Origin of the sequence: Microcoleus sp. B13-B6 (assembly GCF_036705405.1) — a bacterium.
Classification (GTDB): Bacteria; Cyanobacteriota; Cyanobacteriia; order Cyanobacteriales; family Microcoleaceae; genus Microcoleus.
In genome coordinates this window covers 43,030-64,335 of record NZ_JAUBUJ010000044.1, presented here as the reverse complement: position 1 = coordinate 64,335, position 21,306 = coordinate 43,030, and the positions used below count along the sequence as shown (strand labels likewise).

At 48.2% G+C, this 21,306-nt stretch carries 17 protein-coding genes; 5 read left to right on the top strand and 12 right to left on the bottom strand.

Annotated features, from left to right (window positions below):
- Nucleotides 1–485 precede the first annotated feature (485 nt).
- Nucleotides 486–1,151, top strand: coding sequence for a DUF1295 domain-containing protein (locus tag QUB35_RS20040; RefSeq protein WP_333143517.1), 666 nt, complete (start codon nucleotides 486–488; stop codon nucleotides 1,149–1,151).
- 119 nt (nucleotides 1,152–1,270) lie between these two features.
- On the opposite strand, the gene QUB35_RS20035 is transcribed toward QUB35_RS20040, so the two are convergent.
- From QUB35_RS20035 to QUB35_RS20015, 5 genes are all read right to left on the bottom strand, one after another.
- Complete coding sequence (locus tag QUB35_RS20035) at nucleotides 1,271–1,510, bottom strand: hypothetical protein (protein WP_333143516.1); 240 nt, start codon at nucleotides 1,508–1,510, stop codon at nucleotides 1,271–1,273.
- Nucleotides 1,511–1,695: 185 nt separating this feature from the next.
- The gene (gene obgE, locus QUB35_RS20030) at nucleotides 1,696–2,736 is read right to left on the bottom strand and encodes a GTPase ObgE (protein ID WP_333143515.1); all 1,041 of its coding nucleotides are present in this window, start codon (nucleotides 2,734–2,736) and stop codon (nucleotides 1,696–1,698) included.
- 623 nt (nucleotides 2,737–3,359) lie between these two features.
- Nucleotides 3,360–4,253, bottom strand: a complete 894-nt coding sequence (locus QUB35_RS20025; protein ID WP_333143514.1) for a Mo-dependent nitrogenase C-terminal domain-containing protein — start codon at nucleotides 4,251–4,253, stop codon at nucleotides 3,360–3,362.
- Between the two features lie 418 nt (nucleotides 4,254–4,671).
- The gene (locus QUB35_RS20020) at nucleotides 4,672–5,745 is read right to left on the bottom strand and encodes a class I SAM-dependent methyltransferase (protein ID WP_333143513.1); all 1,074 of its coding nucleotides are present in this window, start codon (nucleotides 5,743–5,745) and stop codon (nucleotides 4,672–4,674) included.
- Nucleotides 5,746–6,253: 508 nt separating this feature from the next.
- Complete coding sequence (locus QUB35_RS20015) at nucleotides 6,254–6,565, bottom strand: 30S ribosomal protein PSRP-3 (RefSeq protein WP_278187374.1); 312 nt, start codon at nucleotides 6,563–6,565, stop codon at nucleotides 6,254–6,256.
- A 348-nt stretch (nucleotides 6,566–6,913) separates the two neighbouring features.
- Between QUB35_RS20015 and QUB35_RS20010 the strand changes: the two genes are divergently transcribed.
- Nucleotides 6,914–7,702 carry a TIGR01548 family HAD-type hydrolase gene (locus tag QUB35_RS20010; protein ID WP_333143512.1) on the top strand — a complete coding sequence of 263 codons (789 nt, stop codon included), beginning with the start codon at nucleotides 6,914–6,916 and terminating at the stop codon, nucleotides 7,700–7,702.
- A 256-nt stretch (nucleotides 7,703–7,958) separates the two neighbouring features.
- Nucleotides 7,959–8,195: a hypothetical protein gene (locus tag QUB35_RS20005; protein ID WP_333143511.1), complete on the top strand. Its 237-nt coding sequence runs from the start codon at nucleotides 7,959–7,961 to the stop codon at nucleotides 8,193–8,195.
- Between the two features lie 731 nt (nucleotides 8,196–8,926).
- Here QUB35_RS20005 and QUB35_RS20000 read toward each other — a convergent pair.
- Nucleotides 8,927–9,745, bottom strand: a complete 819-nt coding sequence (locus QUB35_RS20000; RefSeq protein WP_333143510.1) for a tetratricopeptide repeat protein — start codon at nucleotides 9,743–9,745, stop codon at nucleotides 8,927–8,929.
- Nucleotides 9,746–9,826: 81 nt separating this feature from the next.
- Here QUB35_RS20000 and QUB35_RS19995 point away from each other — a divergent pair, with 81 nt between their 5' ends.
- Nucleotides 9,827–10,594, top strand: a complete 768-nt coding sequence (locus QUB35_RS19995; protein WP_333143509.1) for a cobalt-precorrin-6A reductase — start codon at nucleotides 9,827–9,829, stop codon at nucleotides 10,592–10,594.
- A gap of 250 nt (nucleotides 10,595–10,844) precedes the next feature.
- Here the strand turns inward: QUB35_RS19995 and QUB35_RS19990 are convergent, their stop codons facing one another.
- The 6 genes from QUB35_RS19990 to QUB35_RS19965 form a co-directional block, all read right to left on the bottom strand.
- Nucleotides 10,845–11,483: a Uma2 family endonuclease gene (locus QUB35_RS19990; protein WP_333143508.1), complete on the bottom strand. Its 639-nt coding sequence runs from the start codon at nucleotides 11,481–11,483 to the stop codon at nucleotides 10,845–10,847.
- 111 nt (nucleotides 11,484–11,594) lie between these two features.
- Nucleotides 11,595–12,242, bottom strand: coding sequence for a prepilin-type N-terminal cleavage/methylation domain-containing protein (locus QUB35_RS19985; protein ID WP_333143507.1), 648 nt, complete (start codon nucleotides 12,240–12,242; stop codon nucleotides 11,595–11,597).
- A 58-nt stretch (nucleotides 12,243–12,300) separates the two neighbouring features.
- On the bottom strand, nucleotides 12,301–13,359 hold the full coding sequence (gene hpsC / locus QUB35_RS19980; protein ID WP_333143506.1) for a hormogonium polysaccharide secretion pseudopilin HpsC: 1,059 nt from the start codon (nucleotides 13,357–13,359) through the stop codon (nucleotides 12,301–12,303).
- Between the two features lie 58 nt (nucleotides 13,360–13,417).
- A complete protein-coding gene (gene hpsB, locus QUB35_RS19975; protein ID WP_333143505.1) occupies nucleotides 13,418–14,080 on the bottom strand; it encodes a hormogonium polysaccharide secretion pseudopilin HpsB in 663 nt (220 codons plus the stop codon).
- A 40-nt stretch (nucleotides 14,081–14,120) separates the two neighbouring features.
- On the bottom strand, nucleotides 14,121–19,364 hold the full coding sequence (gene hpsA, locus QUB35_RS19970; protein WP_333143504.1) for a hormogonium polysaccharide biosynthesis protein HpsA: 5,244 nt from the start codon (nucleotides 19,362–19,364) through the stop codon (nucleotides 14,121–14,123).
- Between the two features lie 258 nt (nucleotides 19,365–19,622).
- Nucleotides 19,623–19,823 carry a hypothetical protein gene (locus QUB35_RS19965; RefSeq protein WP_333143503.1) on the bottom strand — a complete coding sequence of 67 codons (201 nt, stop codon included), beginning with the start codon at nucleotides 19,821–19,823 and terminating at the stop codon, nucleotides 19,623–19,625.
- 534 nt (nucleotides 19,824–20,357) lie between these two features.
- Here QUB35_RS19965 and QUB35_RS19960 point away from each other — a divergent pair.
- Nucleotides 20,358–21,122, top strand: a complete 765-nt coding sequence (locus tag QUB35_RS19960) for a sulfotransferase domain-containing protein (RefSeq protein ID WP_333143502.1) — start codon at nucleotides 20,358–20,360, stop codon at nucleotides 21,120–21,122.
- Nucleotides 21,123–21,306 lie beyond the last annotated feature (184 nt).

Sequence of the window (21,306 nt, the reverse complement as noted above, 5' to 3'; positions counted from 1 at the left end):
TTGACTGGGGTAGGCACGGGGAGTAGGGGTAGCACTACCCCTACATATTTTTACAAATGATTTAGGATTGCTATATATCAATTCCGGTTACACCGGAATGATGGGGAGTGGGGAGTGGGGAGTGGGGAGTGGGGGAATGTGGAATTATTGACTTTGACTTTATCATTCCCATGCAACCGGAAACGATATGAACTTTTGAAATAGCGATCGCCCGATTAGAGAAATCCTTGATTAAGCTTTCGTCGCGGGCGATCCGCGCAACATTCTTTCGCTACTGAGCTCGCGAGCAATTTTCTTTGTTAAGCCGAGAGCCGGAGCTGTCAAATAAACGAACGAGGGCACTCCGGTCACGCTTTCAAGTTGCTTGTTACCTCGTCAGGCAAAATAGAAGCAGGTTGATAAGTTTGCTCGTGATAAGTAGTTATATCTAAAAAAGTGTAATATAAAGAGAGATAGAGTTTACTAGATAGAGATTAGCAAAAGCTATGAAACTCAAGCATTTTATCAATCTGCACAAAGGACTCACCTTTCCATTTGTTTTGACACTGATGTTCATTTACCAAAATTTTAATTTGGGTGCTTGGGTTTATCTCGCCCTGCACGGTACTTATGGTTTGTTGTGGCTGCTCAAAGACCAGATATATCCAGATAAACAGTGGGAAGAAGAAATCTCTGTCGGAACGGGAATATTCGGCTTTGTGTTACTTAGCCTCTATTGGATAGCACCTTTTATTTTGATTAGCAGCGGCTCACAACCACCTCTGCCGTTAGTGGCAGCAGCAATTTCCCTAAATATTATCGGTGTCTTTCTACACTATACTGCTGATGCACAGAAGTATTACACCCTTAAGTACCGTTCGGGACTAATAACTGAAGGATTTTTTGCCCGATCGCGCAATACGAATTACTTAGGAGAAATCCTAATCTACGGAGCGTTTGCGATGCTAGTTCAGCACTGGCTACCTTTTTTAATTCTGGCAGCTTTTTTTGCTGGTGTTTTTATTCCTAACATGATAAAAAAAGATCGTTCACTCGGACGATATCCTGAATTTGCCGACTACAAAATTCGGTCTGGACTTTTACTACCTCGACTATTTGTATCGACAGCTCTCGAACAAAAAAAAGACTGTTTAGAGGAGAAAGTTGGTTAAAAATGGTAATTTAGGGCGTTGCGGAATTACAATATGAGTTGATGAGGGATAATAAGGCGAATTTTTAGGAAATGCCCTGAATGCTGCTCAACTCATATCCGCAAAATAAGATAAAGCTTCTAATAATAAATTTCCCGCCTTTGCCACACAGCATGGGAGCATCTCATATTTGTAAAAATACTTCTTCTGGCTCCTTCCTTCTGCCTCTTTCCTTCTGCCTCTTTCCTTCTGCCTCTTTCCTTCTGCCTCTTTCCTTCTGCCTCTTTCCTTCTGCCTCCTGCCTCCTGCCTCAAAACTCCAATTTCTAGCGGAGGGCTGCAAAGGTGAGATGCTCCCCACAGCATTAGCGATTGCCCCATACCCCTTTGGGAACTTTAACCGTCACGCTTGTAGGCGATTTAAAGCAGTCGGTAGATACTTTTAAACGATCGTTTTTTTCAGCATAGAGGCTCAAACCCTTGCCGCACAAGCCATACAGCCGAAAGATTTGACCCCTCAAAAAAACACCTACCCATTCACGGAAATTCCAGGAACCAGAAAGCGATTAAACACTCGCGACTGCTAACTGTTCCGCCACCTCTTTCTCGTTCATCTCGTCGAGTTTCTGCCAAACTTGCTGCATCAATTCATCCAACCCAACTCGACTCACAGCGGAAATAAACAAAATCGGAACACCGCTAATTTCTTTAAGTCGGCTGATTAAATTAGCGATTTCTTCGCTTTCGAGGTCGATCGCATCTACTTTATTAAAAGCCAAAATCTGCGGTTTATCGGCTAAACCACGCCTGTAAGCCTTTAATTCTTCCTGAATTGTGACGTAATTGGCGATCGGATCTTCATCGGTAATATCGATCAGATGCAGCAGCAACCGAGTCCGCTCAATGTGTCGCAAAAACTCGTAGCCCAAGCCAGCACCTTCGTGAGCTCCCTCAATCAATCCCGGAATATCAGCAAAAACAGTACCGTCGCCGGTCGGTTTTCTGACTACGCCCAAATTCGGGACTAAAGTTGTAAACGGATAATCTGCTATCTTGGGGCGAGCCGCAGACAAAGCTGAAATTAAGGTGGATTTGCCAGCATTCGGCATCCCCAGAATTCCCACTTCAGCTAATAGCTTCAATTCCAAACGCAAAAATTTGTGTTCTCCTTCTTTTCCCGGCATCGCATAATCTGGAGCGCGGTTGGAATTGGTCAGAAAACACTTGTTTCCCAAACCGCCTTTGCCACCTTGGGCAACGCAAAAAGTCTGTCCGGGCGTCACTAAATCTGCTAAGATTGCCTGAGTTTCCGCGTCGTAAACTACTGTACCGCAGGGAACTTCGATCGTGCGATCGTCCCCAGAAGCCCCAGTCATATTCTTCGGCGCGCCACGCTTCCCGTCTTCAGCTTTAAAAATCCGGTTGTACTGAAAATCTAGCAGCGTTTGCAGGCTTTCCACCGCTACCATAAACACAGAACCGCCCCGCCCGCCGGTGCCGCCGCTCGGCCCGCCCGCTGGTACATACTTTTCTCTGCGAAAAGCTACCATACCGTCGCCGCCTTTGCCGGCTGCGACTTGAATATCTGCTCGATCGATAAATTGCATAATTTAGTCAGTAGTCAATAGTCAATAGTCAGTAGTCAATAGTCATTAGTTATTATTATACCAGATGCAAGTACCATATTCCCCATTCCCCTTTTCCTTTAGTCCGCGTCGGCGGACGACGGCCAAGTTTAGTCGCGATTTACAGTTGCCGGAAAATTATAATTTTACCAATTTTTAAAAGGAGTTCAGAGCGAGAGATTGTACGCGAGCATTTGTAGAGAAACGGCACTGCCGTGTCCGGCTCCTAAATCGGCGATTTTTAATAATTTGTATAAGCTTGAGGATAGTACCAAGACTTTTATTGAAGTAGTATTATCAAAGCAGATTTGATATTAGCAAGACTTACCCACAAAAACTGAAGAAACCGGGTTTTTCTACTGGCTTTTTCTACTGGCGCGGATGGGTGTAATGATGTTTTTTCGTAGAAAAACCAGGTTTTTGCGTTCACGACTAATAGTAGTCATTGGTTAATAGTTACAATCATTAATCCAAAATTTCACAAGAATGACTAATGACTAATGACTAATGACTAATGACTAATGACTAATGACTAATGACTAATGACTAATGACTAATGACTAATGACCAATGACTAATGACTACTGACTAATGACTACTGACTACTAACAATATGACGATACATCTTCCTTACATTCATCTGCCAAATAGCAGAGAGCTCGAAAGCGCATCCCGACTAACTGTTCGTAAAGCGGGTTAATCTGGCACATCGCCGGAATGTGGACGATTTTGCGACCAAATAACACGACATCTCGCTCAAACGGACACTGGGGGGGAATAATTTTACAGACAAAGTGTGCTACTTTGGGGTCGTGAATTTCCCAGCCGTCAAGCCAGTCTTTGACGGGTTGCAGGACATCTTTGTGGTGAGGTTTAGGTAGCCGAGATGAAAGGGGTGTTCCGGGGGCGGGGGCGACATTCGCATCAAAGACTATTTGGCTGCTGGGCCCCTGCGGATCGCACTTGCTGTCTTCGATGGTGTGTCGCAGAGCTTCGATCGCCTCTACATTGTGCCCCAAAGCTGTGCAAAACTTGTAGATTACCTCGTCTTCGCTGAGCGAGTATGTACCGTCTGCCAAGGCTACCATTACTGCTGTCCTCAAAAAATTCTCGCCTTTGGCGGTGTCTTCCCCTAACACAGCGGCTAGTTCCTCTGCGGTAATGGGTTCAAAACCCGCGTCAAAAGATACCGGATGTAGTTCATCCTGAGTTAGATTCGCAATCATTTTTTGCTCGTATTCGTCAAAGTTGCCGTCTGCCCAAGCAATTGTCAGCAATCCCCGCAGCCAAGCAGTAATCTCTTCATTGGTGCAGGAAGATTTAGCGTTACTCATTAGCATTTCCACTTGGATGTACCAGTCAATTTGTTCGTTTACAGCGGGTTCAATATTCCCCTCCCAATAATTTTTACTGGTTTTGTGGTCGATGGATGATCTATTTGTGGAAGGTTGGTGCCCGAAGATTGCTCCAAACGCTTGTAGTGGATGTGTTAAAAGCATATTTGTTTTTCAGCAGCATCGCTAACTAGCGAGCTAATCTATTGGTTAATCCTATTCCCTAAAAAGTCATCTATCGGGAGGAATAGGTTTGTTGAATTCATCTTAACTCTAGTTGCACCCATTGAGATGACGATCGACTTTTATTCAAGCCCGATTGCCATTAGCCACCCAATTTTTCGCAAGAAATAAAAGGTTGGCAAGCGTTGGATCTAATCAGACACTGGGTTTGTCACCCAGAGGCGATCGAACTTCGCTCTCTTTACATTTTAATATATATTTTTGTAAATTTTTCTGTCCAGGCTGGACAATATTAACAGCGAGCCGGCTTTAAGCTGTTGAAATAAAAATATCTGAGGAAACTGTTACTGCCTGTTAACAGTTATGATTGCTGTGTCCGCCTAAAAATGACCGATTTTTTTTAACTTCGGCGACACAAAATCCAGCGCAATTCCATTGGCGGGCGTGCGTTTGCCATCGGGAAGACATCTCGACCGGTGGCCCAACTGGGAAACCAGGGCGTCGGTGGCCAGGCTCCTTCCGGCAGGTGGTGGCGTTCGTACTCAAACACCAATTCATCGGATATTTGGACTAAGGGCAACCCTTCCATTGCGGTGGCGAGTTCTTGGGGTGTAAATAAAGTAGACCAGGAGAGTTGGGCAACTTGTCGCACGAGGGCATCAGGCTGGTAGTCGCCGACGGTTAAAAACGTGCTGAACAGCAACAAGCCTCCGGGAGACAGGGAATCGCACATTTTAGCGAGGAAAAGCCGTACTTGATCGCTGTCTCGAAAATGTGAGATGACTTCGGCGGCAACTGCTAACTGGTAGCGGGCCGGTTTCATCCGCATTAAGGGGTCGAGCACGTCGCCTTCAGTCACTGTGACGGGAAGGTTTTCGGCTGTTACTGCAGCTTTCAATTGTTCTGCAAAAGCTGGGGCTAGTTCGATCGCATCTACAGAATAGCCCAATCTCGCCAGCGGCAAGGTATTGCGGCCGGTACCAGCCCCCACGTCCAAAATCCGCACTCGATCGGGTGTACCCAATTTAGCAGCCGTTGTCATCAATTTTGCATCGGGATGAGAACCGAAAAGCGGAGGTTCTCTGGTGTCTACCCAGCTTTTGTACTGTTCTCCAACTGTTGAGGTAGTCACAATCACTTTGCAGGCTAAACCGGTTTGTGGCGGCTGTACTGATTCGTATTGCAGGATCAGCATCGATGCTGTGGAGGTGCGGTAGCCTTGTTCTAACTTGGTGGCTAAAAGCTTGCTGAGTTCGTCTCTGCGGTCTTCGGGCAGGGGTCTGTCGAGAGTGCTAAATAGCTTTTCTATGGACTTGACATAGTGACTTAGCATTCCTGGGACGCAGGGGAAAATTAATTCTCCGCGAGCGATGATGCGAGTATTAATTTTGTAGAGGATAGATTGCTGGAGAATGTCGGGATTTACTACCAGCGGTAGCTGTTCGGTCTGGTCGATCGTACTTTCGGCGCCCATAAATTCCGCGAAGAAGGAAGAAGGAAGTTCGGCAACGGATTTTGTAACGGATGTAACGGATGTAACGGATGTAACGGATGTCGGTCCGATGGAAGTCGGAAGAAGGAAGCCGTGTACAAGATTTAACGAATTTAATCGGTGGATTTTGAGGATCTAGGTTGGAGGTTCGGGGGAATTCCGTTGAGAGCTGACTGTACAATTCAAGAGTATAAAAAAGCCGATTTTAGATTTATTTGGTTTGGTTGCTTAGTCTTTTTAGATTGTAGAAAATCCGATTTGAGAGCTTTATTTTGGATAAATCTCAAATCTCAAATCTCAAATCGACCAAGCCCAAAACGCGAGTAGGTTCCAAAATCGGAGTCACTATCAAGATAAGCTGTAGCGAATTCAAATTTTATCTTTCACGGCGAGGTGGAAAAAGCGTCTAATCCTCTCGCCTTCTCCCCTCTTTCCTTCCCCTTGTCAGCCATAACAGGCAATGTATATGGGTAGCAACTACAAGCTGGGCTTAGTTGCTGCCGGTAAAAGTTACTTGGGGGAACCTTGACTGAGCTTCAGTCATCGGGCGCCGTCTGCCTTCCTCTTGCCAGTAGTTGATTACTTCTGTGGCTTGGTTGAGGATTTCGACGCGATCGTTGTCAGCAATCCAGTGTTTGGCTTCGAGTTCGTTTTTGAGGTCTTCCCAGGCATCTTTGCGAGGCCAGAAAAAGTAGGATGTCAGCGGGCTAGTTCCTTTGCCGACAACTTGGTCAACGGCGAGGGCAACATTCTCTTCTAGCCAGAGAACTTTTAAGATGAACTTGGACAAGCAAACCTCCAGGGTTCCGATCGAACTTGTTAAAAATTTCTACAATCGCTAAGCGTAGCACACTCTGTTCGATAATTGGTCATCGGCTATGAAAAGTTTTGTGGCGCGGCTGGTTTGAGCGCCACTCAGGGGCTGGGAACCGATAAAATTTGGGTTCTCACCGCAATACGCTTGGGCCCGAGCCCGATCCCCCCTAGCCAAGGGCGGGCACGGGGGCACCGCCCCTAGGAAGGGGGGGACAAGAAGTTACTCTTGCGTCCCCCTTAAGAAGGGGGATTGAGGGGGATCACGCCCGGAATAAACAGTTTTCACCCAAGCTTATTGGTTTTCACCGGCCCTAGGTACAAGGATGGTTAAATCGTGAACAGAGTTATTTTAGTCTTCGACATTGACGGTGTGGTGCGGGATGTGTCCGGTTCCTACCGGCGGGCGATCGCCGATGCGGTGGAACATTTCACGGCGGGTGCTTTTCGCCCAAATTCTCTCGATATCGACTCTCTGAAGTCTGAGGGTGTGTGGAATAATGACTGGCAGGCGTCTTTCGAGTTAGTTTGCCGTTATTTTGAGGGGATTGGGCGATCGAGAAACGAACTCGCTCTCAACTATGACGAATTAGTCGCTTTTTTCCAAAGTCGCTATCGCGGGCCTGATGAGAAAAATTGGACTGGTTACATTTGCGACGAACCGCTGCTGTTAAGTCCGGCTTACCTGGAAAATTTAACGGGTGGGGGAGTTGTTTGGGGCTTTTTTAGCGGGGCGATGCGGGATGAGGCTGCTTATGTTTTGTCAGGGAAATTGAGTTTAAATTCCCCGGTGTTGGTGGCGATGGAAGATGCACCGGGAAAACCCGATCCGGCTGGACTTTTCGCGGCAATTGAACAGTTGGAAACTCTGCACGGTTTAGAAGAAAATTTGCCGGTGATTTACGCGGGAGATACTGTTGCGGATATTTACACGGTTGTGAAGGCGCGGGAAGTGCAACCAAATCGGGTTTGGCTGGGGGCTGGAATTTTGCCGCCTCATGTTTTGGATGATGCTGGGCGCTGTGAGGCTTATGCTGCGGGGCTGGAAAATGCGGGTGCTGCAGCGGTTTTTAGGAATGTTGAGGAGTTGACGGCTGCGCGGATTTGGGAATTAGTCAGTTGTTAGTTGTCAGTTGTCAGTTGTCAGTTGTCAGTTGTCAGTTGTTAGTTGTCAGTTGTTAGTTGTCAGTTGTCAGTTAACTAATAATCAATAACCAATGACAAACAAATGTAATTTTGTTAAAAAATTTTGCAGCTTATTCTATTGACAAGTAAATGTAGTTTTGTTACATTTATTTGTCAATTTTTGCATCGTTGAGTTGACAATATCTGCTGCGGCGGCTTAGTACAGAGTAGAGGTCAATCTCTAGGAGAATGCAACTATGTTAGTTTCGCGATCGACTGATAAACAACCTACGCTGGAAGAAACTCGGCAACTAGAAAAGCTCCAAGCCCAAATCGAGCGAGCTGTTGCTAACGGCAAGATATCTAAGCAAGAAATGGAAGACATTAAGAGAGCGATTTGTGCGGACGGAAAAGTTACTGTTGAAGAACTGGAACTGTACAGAATATTGGTGACAGATAGGATTGTTGCTGGAGATGTGGAATACGAGTTTTGATAAGAGAATTCAACGGAGGAAACGGATTTAAGGGATGAATATTGAGGAAATAAGAAACCTGCAAGAAGAGTTTGAATTGTTCTTCAATAGTTTATTTCCTGCTATAGAGATTCTAAATGAATTGTGTAATTGTTGTAGGGGCAAACCCCCCGTGGTTGCCCCGATCCGTCGCAGGGCTGTTTCATTCTCTTGTAGGGGCAATCCCCCCGTGGTTGCCCCGATATCTGAAACGACAACCAAGGAGAAAATTCATCGCCACCCAACAGGGCAATCCCCCCGTGGTTGCCCCGATATCTGAAACCCCTACCCGCTCGTCTATGGGCTGGGCGGGCACGGGGAGTAGGGGTAGCACCGCCCCTACAAAACCCTGGTTTTCCGTAGGGGCAATCCGACCCCTACTCCCCGTGGTTGCCCCGAAACAGCCCTGCGATCCGTGAGGGCTAGGCACGGGGAGTAGGGGTAGCACTACCCCTACATATAGCAATCCTAAATCATTTGTAAAAATATGTAGGGGTAGTGCCCCCGTGCCTACCCCCTATCTATCGGGGCGGGCACGGGGGCACCGCCCCTACAAGAATTACACGAATCATTTAGGATTGCTATATTTGTACAACTGATGGGAGGATTGCTATAGCTTAGGATGATATTTGGCAATTCTTTGGAGCATCCCTTTTAGGAACTATACCCCACAATCATCGGGATGCTCGCAATTTTTTATTGGTGTTTTGAGATTATCTCAAGTGCAAGAATTTGTCTAATGCACTGACTGCAAGTGGCGGCCAGCGGCGGTTATTGGCAACCCAATCAAGGTCTTTGTAGCGGGAGTCGAGGCCGATCGCTGCTACCCAATTACTCTCTGCTTCGCCGCGATTTCCTGTTTCCCAAAGACAGGCGCTGAGGGCGGCTCTCATGTCGGCAAATTGGGGGTATCTGCGGACGATGTTTTTCATGTTGCGAATTGCTTCTTTGGTTTGCCCGTTTTGATAAAGTGCGAGGGCGTGGTTGGCGCGGGCAAAGGCGTATTCGGGGGCTAGTTCAAAGGCTTTGCTGTAGTCGGCTATTGCTGGTTCCCATTTTCCTAAACCTGCTTCGGCGTTGCCTCGGTTGTTGTAGGCGGCTGGATCTTGGGGGTCTAATTCTAGTACATGATTGTAGTCGGCGATCGCTTCTTCCCAACGTCCTAAACCTTCTAGGGCGGTGCCACGGTTGAGGTAGGGATCGGGGGCGTCGGGTGCTAGTTCGATCGCTCTTTCGTAGTCGGTAATAGCGGCTTGTAGTTTGTTTTGGCTGACTCTAGAATTGCCTCGGTTGCTCCAAGCGGCGGCTTGTGAGGGAAATTTGTCAATGATTTGAGTCCAAAAAGTTTCTGCGGCGGGAAATTTGCCTTCATTTGTAGCTTCAAAAGCTTTTTGAACGAGTTCTCCTAATTCCTGTTGGGGATCGGTGATATCTGTTGGTTGTACTTGTGCGGCAACGGGGGCGATATTTCCCAACCATACTAACCCGGTTACAATTAATACTGTAAAAAATGTGAAAAGTGAGCGAATCATTGTTGTTGGTCGTTTAAACTTTGCTAAACATATTATTAACCGAAATTGCGGGCGTTGCTTGGATAAGTTAGGGGTAATTTGGTGAAAAAACGGTTGCTAATTTTGGGGGGGACGGGGGATGCTGCGGAACTGGCGGTGAGAGCGTCTCAAATTGCTGATATAGAGGTGGTATCTTCGCTAGCAGGACGCACTCAACAGCCTTTTACCCCAAAAACGGGTTCGGTGCGAATTGGGGGGTTTGGTGGGGCGGCTGGGCTGGCGGCGTTTTTGCTCGATCGCGCAGCCCTAGGAGAGGATCGCCCGATCGACTTCTTAATCGATGCTACTCATCCGTTTGCGGCTCGGATTTCTGCTAATGCTGCTGTTGCTGCTGCTGAATGTAATGTGCCCTATTTGATGCTGGTGCGTCCAGCTTGGGAGAGGGTGGAGGGCGATCGCTGGATTGAAGTTGCGGGCCACTCGGAGGCTGCAAGGGCTTTATTAGGGCTGTCTCAGCGGGTGTTTCTGACGATTGGTAGGCAGGAATTGGCTGCTTTTGCTGGTTTGGATGCTATTTGGTTTTTGATGCGGGCGATCGATCCTCCGGCACTCAATTCTCCTATTCCTAATGGTATGTTGTTGTTAGCAAGGGGGCCTTTTTCTTTGGAAGAGGAGCGCCAATTACTATTAGAATATCAGATTGATACTATTGTTAGTAAAAACAGCGGGGGCGGTGCTACTTATGCGAAAATTGTGGCGGCTAGGGAACTGGGAATTCCGGTGGTGATGGTGCAGCGGCCGCCGATTGCGGATGTTGAGCAGGTTGCTGATGTTGAAGGGGCGATCGCTTGGTTAGTTAAGCAGTTATGATTTCTATCATCTCCGGTCGATTACCCCTCATACGGTAGGGGCGGGTTCACTAACAATATCTGCCAATAATTGACTATCTCGAAAACCCGCCCTTTTAATCGTTCGATCGCACATAACATGATATCATCTTCGGTCGATTACCCCTAATATCATGTCCGGTGGGGGCGGGTTTATTGGATTTGGGATTTGTGTTGAATATTAGGGTGAACCCGCCCCTACAATAATCACCGGCAAATTTGTCATCGCCCTGCTAAATTTGCGTTTTCACCCAATATCGAAAGGCTTTCATGGCGACGTTTCTGCCGGCTGTTTTGCTTTGTTCTAAGTATTGGGGGATGAGCTCGGTGATGGGGAAGTTGGGAAACTGGAGACTACGATCGCCCTGTATGTATTTTCCATTTTGCAGTACGCTGATTTGCAGGTTGCGGCCGTTGTAGCGCCACAATTCGGGTACTCCTAATGCTTCGTAGTTGTTGAACTGAGTGCGGGAGGTGAGGTCGATTTCTATGGCTAAATCGGGAGGTGGGTCTGTTTCTAAGTCGATGCGGTTTTTGCCTCTGACTGCGGCTTCGTTTTGGATGTAGAAACAGGTATCTGGTTCTACTCCTTGAGCCATTTTTTGATTTTTGAATGTGGTGGAACCTAGAGACCAAAATTCCATACCCAGTTCTTCGAGTAGTGCTTCGACTAAGTTACCAATCAGGACTTTACCAACTTCGTGTTCGGGTAGGGGAACCATGATTTCTAATGTTCCTTTGCTGTATGAAAGTCGGGATGCGCGACTTTCTCCCAATTCTGTTAGTAGGGTTTCAAACATCGGCCAGGTGATGTCTTTGAGTAATAGTTGATTTCCTGGCTGGATGATTATTTGTTTTAGTTCTAGCTGCATTTTTTGACTGTTTTAATAGGATTTGAAATATCAAATAATTTAAGTTAATAGATTTTAGCAATTCACAACTTATGCGGAATTGCTGTTAGAGATTTAAAAATATCTGCTGGGTTAGGGGCAACCCTGTCCTGTTGAAGCATTAAATGTCCCTTCATCAGTCCTCATTCCTCCTAGGATAGTTTCCACAATCACACATTGTTTCCCACCGCCGCGAGCAGGAGCAACTGTGACTGTAAAACCGTCATTTATTTGTCGTGGCGTTCTACTTTGTATTGATGGGCTTGTGATGTTTCCTTGGTAGTTAAAAGTGATTGAGGGTGCATTAGTTAAAAGTGTAATCATGCCCGGTTTTATTTCGCCTCCCGCGTCGAAAGTCACTGTTTGTATTGGAGGGGTTGTTGTGAGAGCGGTTTGTAGGGGAGGGTTGGTTGCGGGATCAGTTGGATTAATCGTAAGTGTTGGCGGGTTAGTAGGATTAAATGTAACTGTGATATCGCGCTTAGTTCGCTTTGCTTCGCTTTGTGCACTTCGCAAGGTTTGCAAAACTCGATCGTTCACAGTGCGAACTCTTTGTCTGTTGATGAAGGCCTCCCAGCTTGGAGCGGCGATCGAGCTTAATATACCTACGATTAACGCTATCGCCAGCACTTCTAGAAGGGTGAATCCCTGATCGCCCTTTCTGGATGGAGTATTTTTGTAATTGGGGTTTGCTTTTGTTGCAGAAATCTGCAAAACTTTTAATAATATTGGGGTTTTCATTTTATTCTCCTGTTTTATCTGCTAGTCGCGCGCTTCGGAAATCTGTTTTAGACATCTGTTATCTTCCTCGCGAGCCTAGACCTTGTACTTGAACGCTTGCTGTTGGGAAAAATGCCGATCTGTTGGGGTTGTAAGCAGTATCGTTGGTTTGAAGGCGACGCAGGGTGTTGCCTCTGATCGTAATTCTGGCTATGTTTTGAGAGGTATCTACACAAGCGTAAAAGCTATTTGTATTGTCTGGGTTGGATATTTTTAAAGTTGTTTCTGAGACTGGGGATGTTGTCGTTGTTCCTGGTACTTGGGCTGTAGGATTGCCTAGAGCTTTTTGGCACTCGTCGGTTGGAGGTGGTGGTACTAATGCGCTTTGGTCTATATAATTAACTAGCACTTGAGGGTTTAACCCCGCAAATCCCGCTGGATTTGTCACGTTCTCGGTTGGCCTGTTCCAGTCAAAGTTTAAATTAAAAGCTGCACTATGTCTTTGACCGTCCTTTGCCTCATTATCATCGAAGTAACGAGTGGCGGCAGTCGTTCCTGCTGGGTTTTCCATGATGCCCTCGCTAATTTCATAGCGCTCAATGCGTCTGGGACAAGGGGCTCCTGATGGTTGACACCAAATAGAATTAGGATTGTTTTCTCTAACCTGGTAGTAAGCCACTAAAGAGCGAGTGTAGGTATCATTGCAAGTATTTTGGGTGCAATTCGTTGGTAGTACGCGATTAGCTGGATTCGTATCGACAGACACAGCATTTATTATCTGCTTTCGCTTCCAAAATACCAGAATAGGAGTTGCGTTTGGAGGGCTAGGAAGCGGAGTTGGGCTGCTATTAATAGCAGTAATTCCAGCGTTATCGTAAATATAAATAGCTTGACTCAAATCTTGGGCGATGAAATCAAGTGCCGCCTGAACGTCTTGCTCGGTGTTTGACTTTACTTGTTCCCTCCTGTCGGTATTCAGCATATCGACTACAAAACCGAGCATCGGCGTAATGATTAAAAACGCCATAATTGCTCCGACTAATAGCTCGACTAGAGTCATGCCCTTGTCTGTTTGAGCTGGCCCGGAGCGGTTTCGCTGGTGATGAGTTTTCAGAAGCAACCTGAGTAAAGTTTTCATTTTGATTTTTTCCTTGGCCAAATGGGGGAGGGATTATGATTGGATAACACGACTTTGATTAACGACACGCAGAAGTGTTAGCTCCATTAGGGTTAAGTTGAGAACATAATGATTGATGCGCGGACGCAGTTCCTTGTGTAGTAGGGGGAATTTGTGTTTTCATTACCACCAAAGGCGCTTGAGGATTGCCAAGAGCGGAATTAGCAACTGATTGCTGTACAGTTGTCATCGTCGCTCCGGTAAACCCATCCGCGCGGTAAACCCGCACAGTCAGCTCATAGCCTGTTGGTGTCGGATCATTGGTTGTATTAGCTGGATTTCGCCAAACACCTTGAACAAAAAAGTCTTTGCTGCCAGCACAACCTTGCGTTGTTTCATCAAAGTCAACGCAGTACAAATTACTCTGAGGGTTTGTAGAAGCAGGAGCAGGAGGCAAAGCAGGAGAAACAGTCGTATCTCGGGCAGGAAAACCGATCGTAGGTTGTGGATTAGTTGGAGGTTTGATCGCTCCCACTCTCAGAGCGTTGATGTAAGCTGTAGCCGCCTGGCTGGCGAGTTCTATCCGCCGCGCTTGTACGCGAGTTGCTACTGAGTAAGCCATCACCGGGGCGATCGCAATCATTAGCACCGAAACTACAATCATCGCTACCAATGACTCGATAATCGTGTAGCCACCATCTGGTGACTGGGATAAATTTTGCTGTTGTTGTCGCTTAGTCATAAATAGGACTCCAGTAATTGCGCGGCGGAAAGTTAGAGGGTTAAGTCGGGCAGCCACTGCGAATGGAAGTGGCATTTTGATTGGCATTCGGCTGATCGGGAGCCACAGTGCCGCACATCAAAGTTGTTACCCACGGGTCATTGCGGGATACTTCCCGGAAATACTCGGCAGGCTGAGTCTTTGTCGAAGGAGTAGTGAACCTTTGAGTAAACAAGTCAGGTGGCTGAGATAGCAGGCCCACATCATAACCCCAGTTCCGGGCGGGCGGGTGGAAGTAGGGAATCAACCCAGTACCCGTCTCTGTGTTGTATCTGTTTAGGATATTTAGGACCGCAGGTACTCCCTGAAGTTCAAACAGGCTCGCTAAGCCAGATGGGGTCAGCGGCAGAATTGGCTGGTAAGGCGCTGTGCTAAAAGCGCTGCGATTTTGCTGGATGAAAGAGCCTCGGATATTAGTAGTCACTCCTCCGTTATTCCAGTTTTCCAAGAATCGGGGCAAGTTTTGCAAGCCGCCGTTAAAGTCTCCACTGGTACCACCGTTGAGTGTCCGTGAAGGAGTGTCGCCAGATCCAATGATCAGATTAAAGGTGGTATCTACAGCTCTGGGTATCCATCCTGTTGCTCTGAGAGTAGCTGCACCTCTTGGCATTGTATTCCCGCCTGGAGCGGTGGCTGTTGATATAGTTTGGATCTGCGGGACTGGGAGCAGTTGTGGCTGTGACCCATTATATGGTGGGGGTGGTAGTGCAACTGGCGCGGGATTTGCTACCGATCCTATTGCCGAATTTGCGGGTGTTGATGCCACTAAAGTTGACAGTGGTAAATTTGCGCCGTCTCTGGTGTTGGCAGGAAGGGTGGGAGGGTTTACCACATATGGGAGACTTGTGTCATCAAAGTTGACGGCACCAGTATTTGTTCTTCCCGCAAACCACAGAGAGCCAGGTGTACGGGCAGCAGCATTGGCAGCAATAGCGGTTCCAGAAATCCCTAAAGGCTGTGGAGTCGCGGGCGTGTTTAATGCTTGAGTACCTACTGTTCTTAAAAAAGCTACGCGGCGGGGGAATCGCTGCAATGTTGGCACTGGGGGATCGACCGTTGACCCAGCTTTAAAAGGGGTAGTAGGGGTAGTAACGGGTGACGTATAAGTTGTGGTGCCCCCTGCGGTCGTATCGATCGCGGCTGCTGCCGTCACTCTTGCTTCCGGATCGACAAACCAGTCAGCATCGGTACAGGCAGCCACCGGGATTTTTGTGCAAACTTCCATTAAATAATGTGGGAAATTCCCGCGCCGCTGCACCGGCGTGACAAAGTTGTTGAAGTAGGAACTCCATAGCCGGGGCGCGGGAGCAGCAGCCACGTAGGTAGCGTCTGTCACCTGTGTAGTGCTAGCACCTGTGGTACCTCGTAAATTGAGGTTGTCTGAAAACGCCCCGCTGGAAAGTCCGTTAGTAACAAAGTTGTTGTTGAAAAATCCTTGCTGTCTGCGAGGCAATACAGCAGCAGCGCCCGCATTGTTTCTCAGGTCAAAATCTCCCTCGTTGCGGAAGCCAAAACGGTAATTTCGCGATAGCAGGGTGACTGCATCTGCCAGCACTGTTGCCGGTCTCCAAAAGTCTCCCACGGTACAGTCCGGAAGCCTCGGATCGCCCGCGCGGCAGGCAAAGTTGGAGTTAAGCCTATTGCCGCGGGTGTAAAAATTTCCCCAGGTTTGGTCCACAGGAGTCTCAAACTCTTCCACTAGGGTAAAAGCGGGTGTAGTACCCGGAGCAGCGGGCGGGAGGTTGCCGTGAAGGTTAAAGGTTCCTTTGATGTAAGCCGGCAAATTCGATACCAAGGTCAGCCCTTTTTCTATGACTACAGCATTTAGGTTTGCTGGTCTTGTGGGGGCGGCGCCACCGCGAAATAGCTGCTGACCGTTAATCAGGACAATGCCGTTAGGCTTGCGCGTGGGGTCGAGCAGGTTGTCTCCAGGACTGATAGTTCTGTCCATCAATCGAGAATTCGATCGAGAGCTGCGATCGGGCAGCGCGTCGTCCCGGCTAGCATAAATAATCCCGCTGTTTGGCAGCAACCACTCGGTCGTACTACCTTGGGGTCTGGTGCCGCGCAAGAGGTTGATATCTAGCTGAGTGGCGCGAATTTCTAGGGGTTCCCGTTCTTCTAGGGGTTGGTTGTAAGTGGCTGTTAATTGTGCGGCAGGTGGGGTTGTACCCAGTGGACTGCTGAGGGTAAAGGCTTCGTTGACGATCGTCCTCGTGTCGTCGCGATCGATCGCCTTGACTTCTCTGCCGTTGACAAATGCTACTTCTTGAATTGCGCCGTGGGGAATCAGTGCGGGCTGGGGAACGCCTATCGTGCCGTCAAGTATTTGTAGGGCACAATTAGTTGAGTCAATAGCTGCTTGTTGTGCTAGGGTGCGAGCGGCTGGAGCCACTTGGAGGGCGGTTCTCAACGGCCCGTTGGCAAACCTACCGTCTGGAAAAACCATGTTGGCCTGGGCTTCCAAAATAGCGTCTCCACCGCCCAGCAAGCCTGTAGCAGCGTTCAGGTTTGAAAGACGGGGTTGCTCTCTTGTAGGGGGGCCGTAGGTGATGCCGTTGTTAGAGCCGATAAAAGCCTGCTGTCTTCCCAGTGTTGCTGCGCGTGTTGCTACCTCTGGTGCAAGCGCTCCCTGTCCGCTGACATCGGGCAGCGCTGCTGCAGGTGGTGGTGGTGAGATGTTTCTGGCTGTGGAAGCATTGCTGGGGTCGTAGTAGCTGCTGACGCAAGCCAGGGGGGTTTGAACTGGTTGGGCTCCTGGTGCTAGTGCTACTGGGTCGAAGGCGTTGTCTGCGTAGTGATAAACTGCCGTTGCCCGCATCCGCAAGTCGCCTTTGGCAAATTTGCGATTGGCGGGGTTTAGGTTTTCATTAACAAAATTAGGATTTGTCTCTGCTGCTGGCAGGGCCGTGGCGTCTGGTAGAGCGGGGAGTGCCACCGGCGGCGACCAAATAGGGTTCCAGTCTACCCACCTTGTTCCAGGCTCAAGAAAAGGACCCGCCGCTACACTACCGTTGTCCCATACTTTAGAACCAAGACCCAGCGGTGACATCGGCATCGAGTCGGGCCACACGACGCGGTACTGTTCGACAGTCGGAGTTTCCGGGTCGTCGTAAGTATTGTCGGCAGTGAAAGCAGTACCCCTCGATGCGGGGCCGCTTTTCAATCTCGCATTAGCGGCAGCAGCAGGCTGTATCCAGGTAGGCGGCGGTAGGAAAGAATTAGTGCGATCGTACACTCCTGCACTGGTAATTACCCGCAGACCACCAACACCGTCAAGGGCACTTCGCGGTCTTTCAGCGGCGCTTTTTTCCCAGAAACCATCGCTGAAAGAGTTTGGGTTGCCTGGTGCTTCGCCTAAACCGTTGCCGCGGGCTGTTGCTCCCACGTCAGCAAGTTTAGTTACTTGCGGTGTTCGGGTGCGAATTCCGCCGTCTTGCCATGGAGTGGTGCCATCTACTTGCTGAGGATCATCAGTAAAGCTAGTACCGTTCCACCGCAGTGCTGGCAAGTTGTTACCCACTGTGACTCGATTGCCCAAGAAATTTTCGCTCTCAGTAAGTTGTAACTCCTCGGGGTTTTCGGCTGGTAGCTGATCTGGACGAATAGTGAGTCCCGCCCCTCCAGTAGCGCCTACTGTCGCATTTCCATTAGGAAGGCTCCAAGTATTATCTGCGGGTCTGAGACTGTTGTTACCGGCGTCTTGAATTCTGTAGTTCCTGTTCGGTACATTCGGAGCTAAATACTTTCCGTTGACCGCGCTGGCGAGGGGTGCTTCTGCAAAAGTAACTTTCCGCAGCCGTTCTCTAAAATAATCTTGTAATGCTTGATCGCGACTCTGACTCTTGGGGGGCAGCATTGCTTGCTGAACAGAAACTGGGTCGTTAGCACCTGTTGGATCTGCCTCTATTTGACCGGCTACCAGAGCAGCTAACCGCTCGGAGTAAGCGTTGTTGTTGTACAGTACCTGAAGGCTGGTGTCCGCGACAGATTGATTGGCGGTGTCAATTGCGGGTGCATTTGTATTGGGTTGGTTGGTGTCGGTTAGAGTTTTGAAAAGATGTACTTCCACCGGATTTGTCGGCGCATTGCTGCCCGACCACCCGTTAACAACATTACCCCCTACGACAATTCTGCTATTTTCTTGATCGTAAAAACAAGATTGCTTGCTGCTGACTTCAAATAGTTTGATGTTTCTGGCACCACCCAATCCCGATACCAATAAGTTGCTATTGGTCAACATCCGTCCGTTTAGATTCAACGGAGGTCCAGGCGATATATCTAAGTCGTCTTCATATACAACCGCATTGTTGCTGAGGGGAATGCGGCTTTGATCTTGCTGGTATTCGAGAGCGGATATGCTGGGGGTTCCGGGGAAAGCTTGATACCGCGCGCCCAATGTGCTAGCTTCTGTCTGGGTAATGGGTACGTTAACCGTGTAAACAAAGAAACTTTTCTGGAGCCTGCCACTTATTCTTTCCCAACCAGAGTCCCCTACCAAACTTGCAACCGTACCTTCTCCTTGAGCACAGGCTGGGTTGGTGGTTCCTGTTCGCATGGGCGGTGTTCTGGCATCCAGTTCCCTTCTCGGTCTTGGAGTTACACTGTTTGGAGTACGAAAGTAGATTCCGTAAAGAGTAAAAGTGTCAAATATACCGTCGTTATTGGTATCGACGGGATATCTCCATGCAGTATTTAGCGCTTCATTTTCTACTCCGGGCGCGCTAAAAAGCGATCCTTTTGGGTCGTCAGCAGGGTTGGGAAGGCCGCTGTTATCTAGATCGGCTCTGAGTACCAAGCGCTCTTCGTCTCCAAATGTATACAAATCTGGGTTTGTAGGAGTTGGGGCGGCTGGGTAAGACGACATAGCCAGGTACAATTGTCGATCTGAGGGAGTACCCGTCACTAGGTTGCCTTCCCCCACCAGATATTGAATTTTCGCTTTCGCCCGATCGAGCGCGGGAGTCGCGGCCGCCAGCACCTGCTGGTTCACGCGCACGTTACGCGCCGTATTTGCCCGATCGAACGATCGTAGCGTAATCGCCACAGTCAACAAAATCACTACCAGCAACACCATCGTCACCGTCGGCAGCACAAACCCCGCCACCGGCAGTCTCGCCCTCCGGCCCATAGCCATCAGGGTTTGCAGCATTGCTCTCATCAGCCGCTTAGCCCCGGATCTGGTAACACCAGCAATCCGCCGCAGCAGGGATACGATAATTTTGGATAATTTGCTCTTAAACATTGACGCCTTCCTGAATAATTTCAGAGATGGTATTGCTGGTAGTGACTGCTCGACAGTACAATCCCATCTTTATTGTTCCCATTTTTTGCAACTTGCATATCAGCCTCTTGCACAAATTTAAATCTGTACCTTGGCTGAAAAATAAAACCCACAAACCCGCAACCAAAATCGCCGCCGATAATATATTTTTCAGCGAAAGATTTGCCCCGCAGGGATTAGATCTTCCTTACTCCACTCTAATCTAGTTAAATTGAAATGTCAGTGGTCAGACCAAGACTGAATTCGATCGCCCAAAAACAGCGATCGCGAGCGTATCCGATGTATTTCCCAGCCCTTGTCTGGCGGCCTTTGTTGATGTGTTCGCCTTGCTAGCGCCTGCAACCACCGGAATCTACAATCACCATCGGCCCATCGAGTGGTTATGCCTGTCAGCGCGATCGAACTGAGATATTGCACCATTCTCAATTAGCCGTAGGGGCGGGTTCGCCAACAGCCTTAAAGCTTGCAAATAGGTTCTATAAACCCGCCCGATCCCACGAAAAATCCTCTTATTGATATTGCTGCAAGATGTCAGATCAAATATAAATTGGGCGATGAATTTCCGTAATGCCCCCAAGTGCGATGAATTGCCGTAATGCCCCCAAGTGCGATCTCAACTGTTGCACCATAGTCAATCAGCCTTTTAGGGGCGGGCAAGATGCCCACCCCACAATAAAATTAACTGGTTCCCAAGCTCTGCCTGGGAACCGATGTAAGCGAGGCTCTGCCTCGGCTGCGACAATGGAGGCAGAGCCTCCGGATATGCGTTACCAGGCTCTGCCTGGTAACGAGTATAATCATTTAGGATTGCTATATATAAATACATCTTCAGTCCTTTTCAAAGGACTTGCGCTATGAGACGGGGGTTTTTAACCCCCGGCGGACTATCGGTACAAATGCCAAATCCGAAACACTGTCAGTACAAGTGCCAAATATAAACCTAGCATCCCACCCATGAAACAACCCTCCAAACCCCCCGACTTCATCATCATCGGCGCCCAAAAAGGCGGCACAACATCCCTGTACAATTACCTAATCCAACATCCCCAAATCCTCCCCGCCGCCCAAAAAGAAATCCATTACTTCGACTTGAACTTCGACAAAAGCCCAGACTGGTACTACGCCCAATTTCCCCAGCCCCAAACAGGCGAAAACCTAGTAACCGGAGAAGCCAGCCCCTACTACATCTGTCACCCCCAAGTTCCCCAACGAATTTATGATTTATGTCCCCAAGTAAAAATAATCGCCCTGCTGAGAAACCCAGTAGAACGCGCCATCTCCCACTATTATTACTATATCAAAATAGGCTACGAATCCCTATCATTAGAAAGTGCGATCGCCTCCGAACCCGAAAGACTCAAAGGCGAAATAGAAAAACTCCAAACCGACCCAAACTACTACAGTTACGAACACCAACACCACAGTTATCTAACCCGCGGCATTTACGCCGATCAACTCCCAGCCTGGATGAAACTTTTTCCCAAATCACAACTTTTAATCCTCAAAAGCGAAGACTTGTATACCAATCCCTTCGGCACATACAACAGCGTCTTACAATTTCTAGAATTACCGCCGCACCAACTACAAACCTACGAAAAATACAACGCCACCCAATATCCCCCCATCAACGACACAATATACGACCAATTGAGAGCATATTTTCGATCGCACAACCAAAGACTAGCCCAATTGTGCGATCGAGACTTCGGCTGGGATTAATTATTTCGGCAATTGTAGGGGCGGGTTCACAAACAATATCTAACAAATACAAACAATCTAAATAAACCCGCCCCCACCCCACCAATAACCTACATGAACCTTGATTTCATCCTCCAAACGTATAGATCGATTTACCGTTGGGTGGGGGCGGGTTTACGAGATTGTGGATTATTGACGATGATTG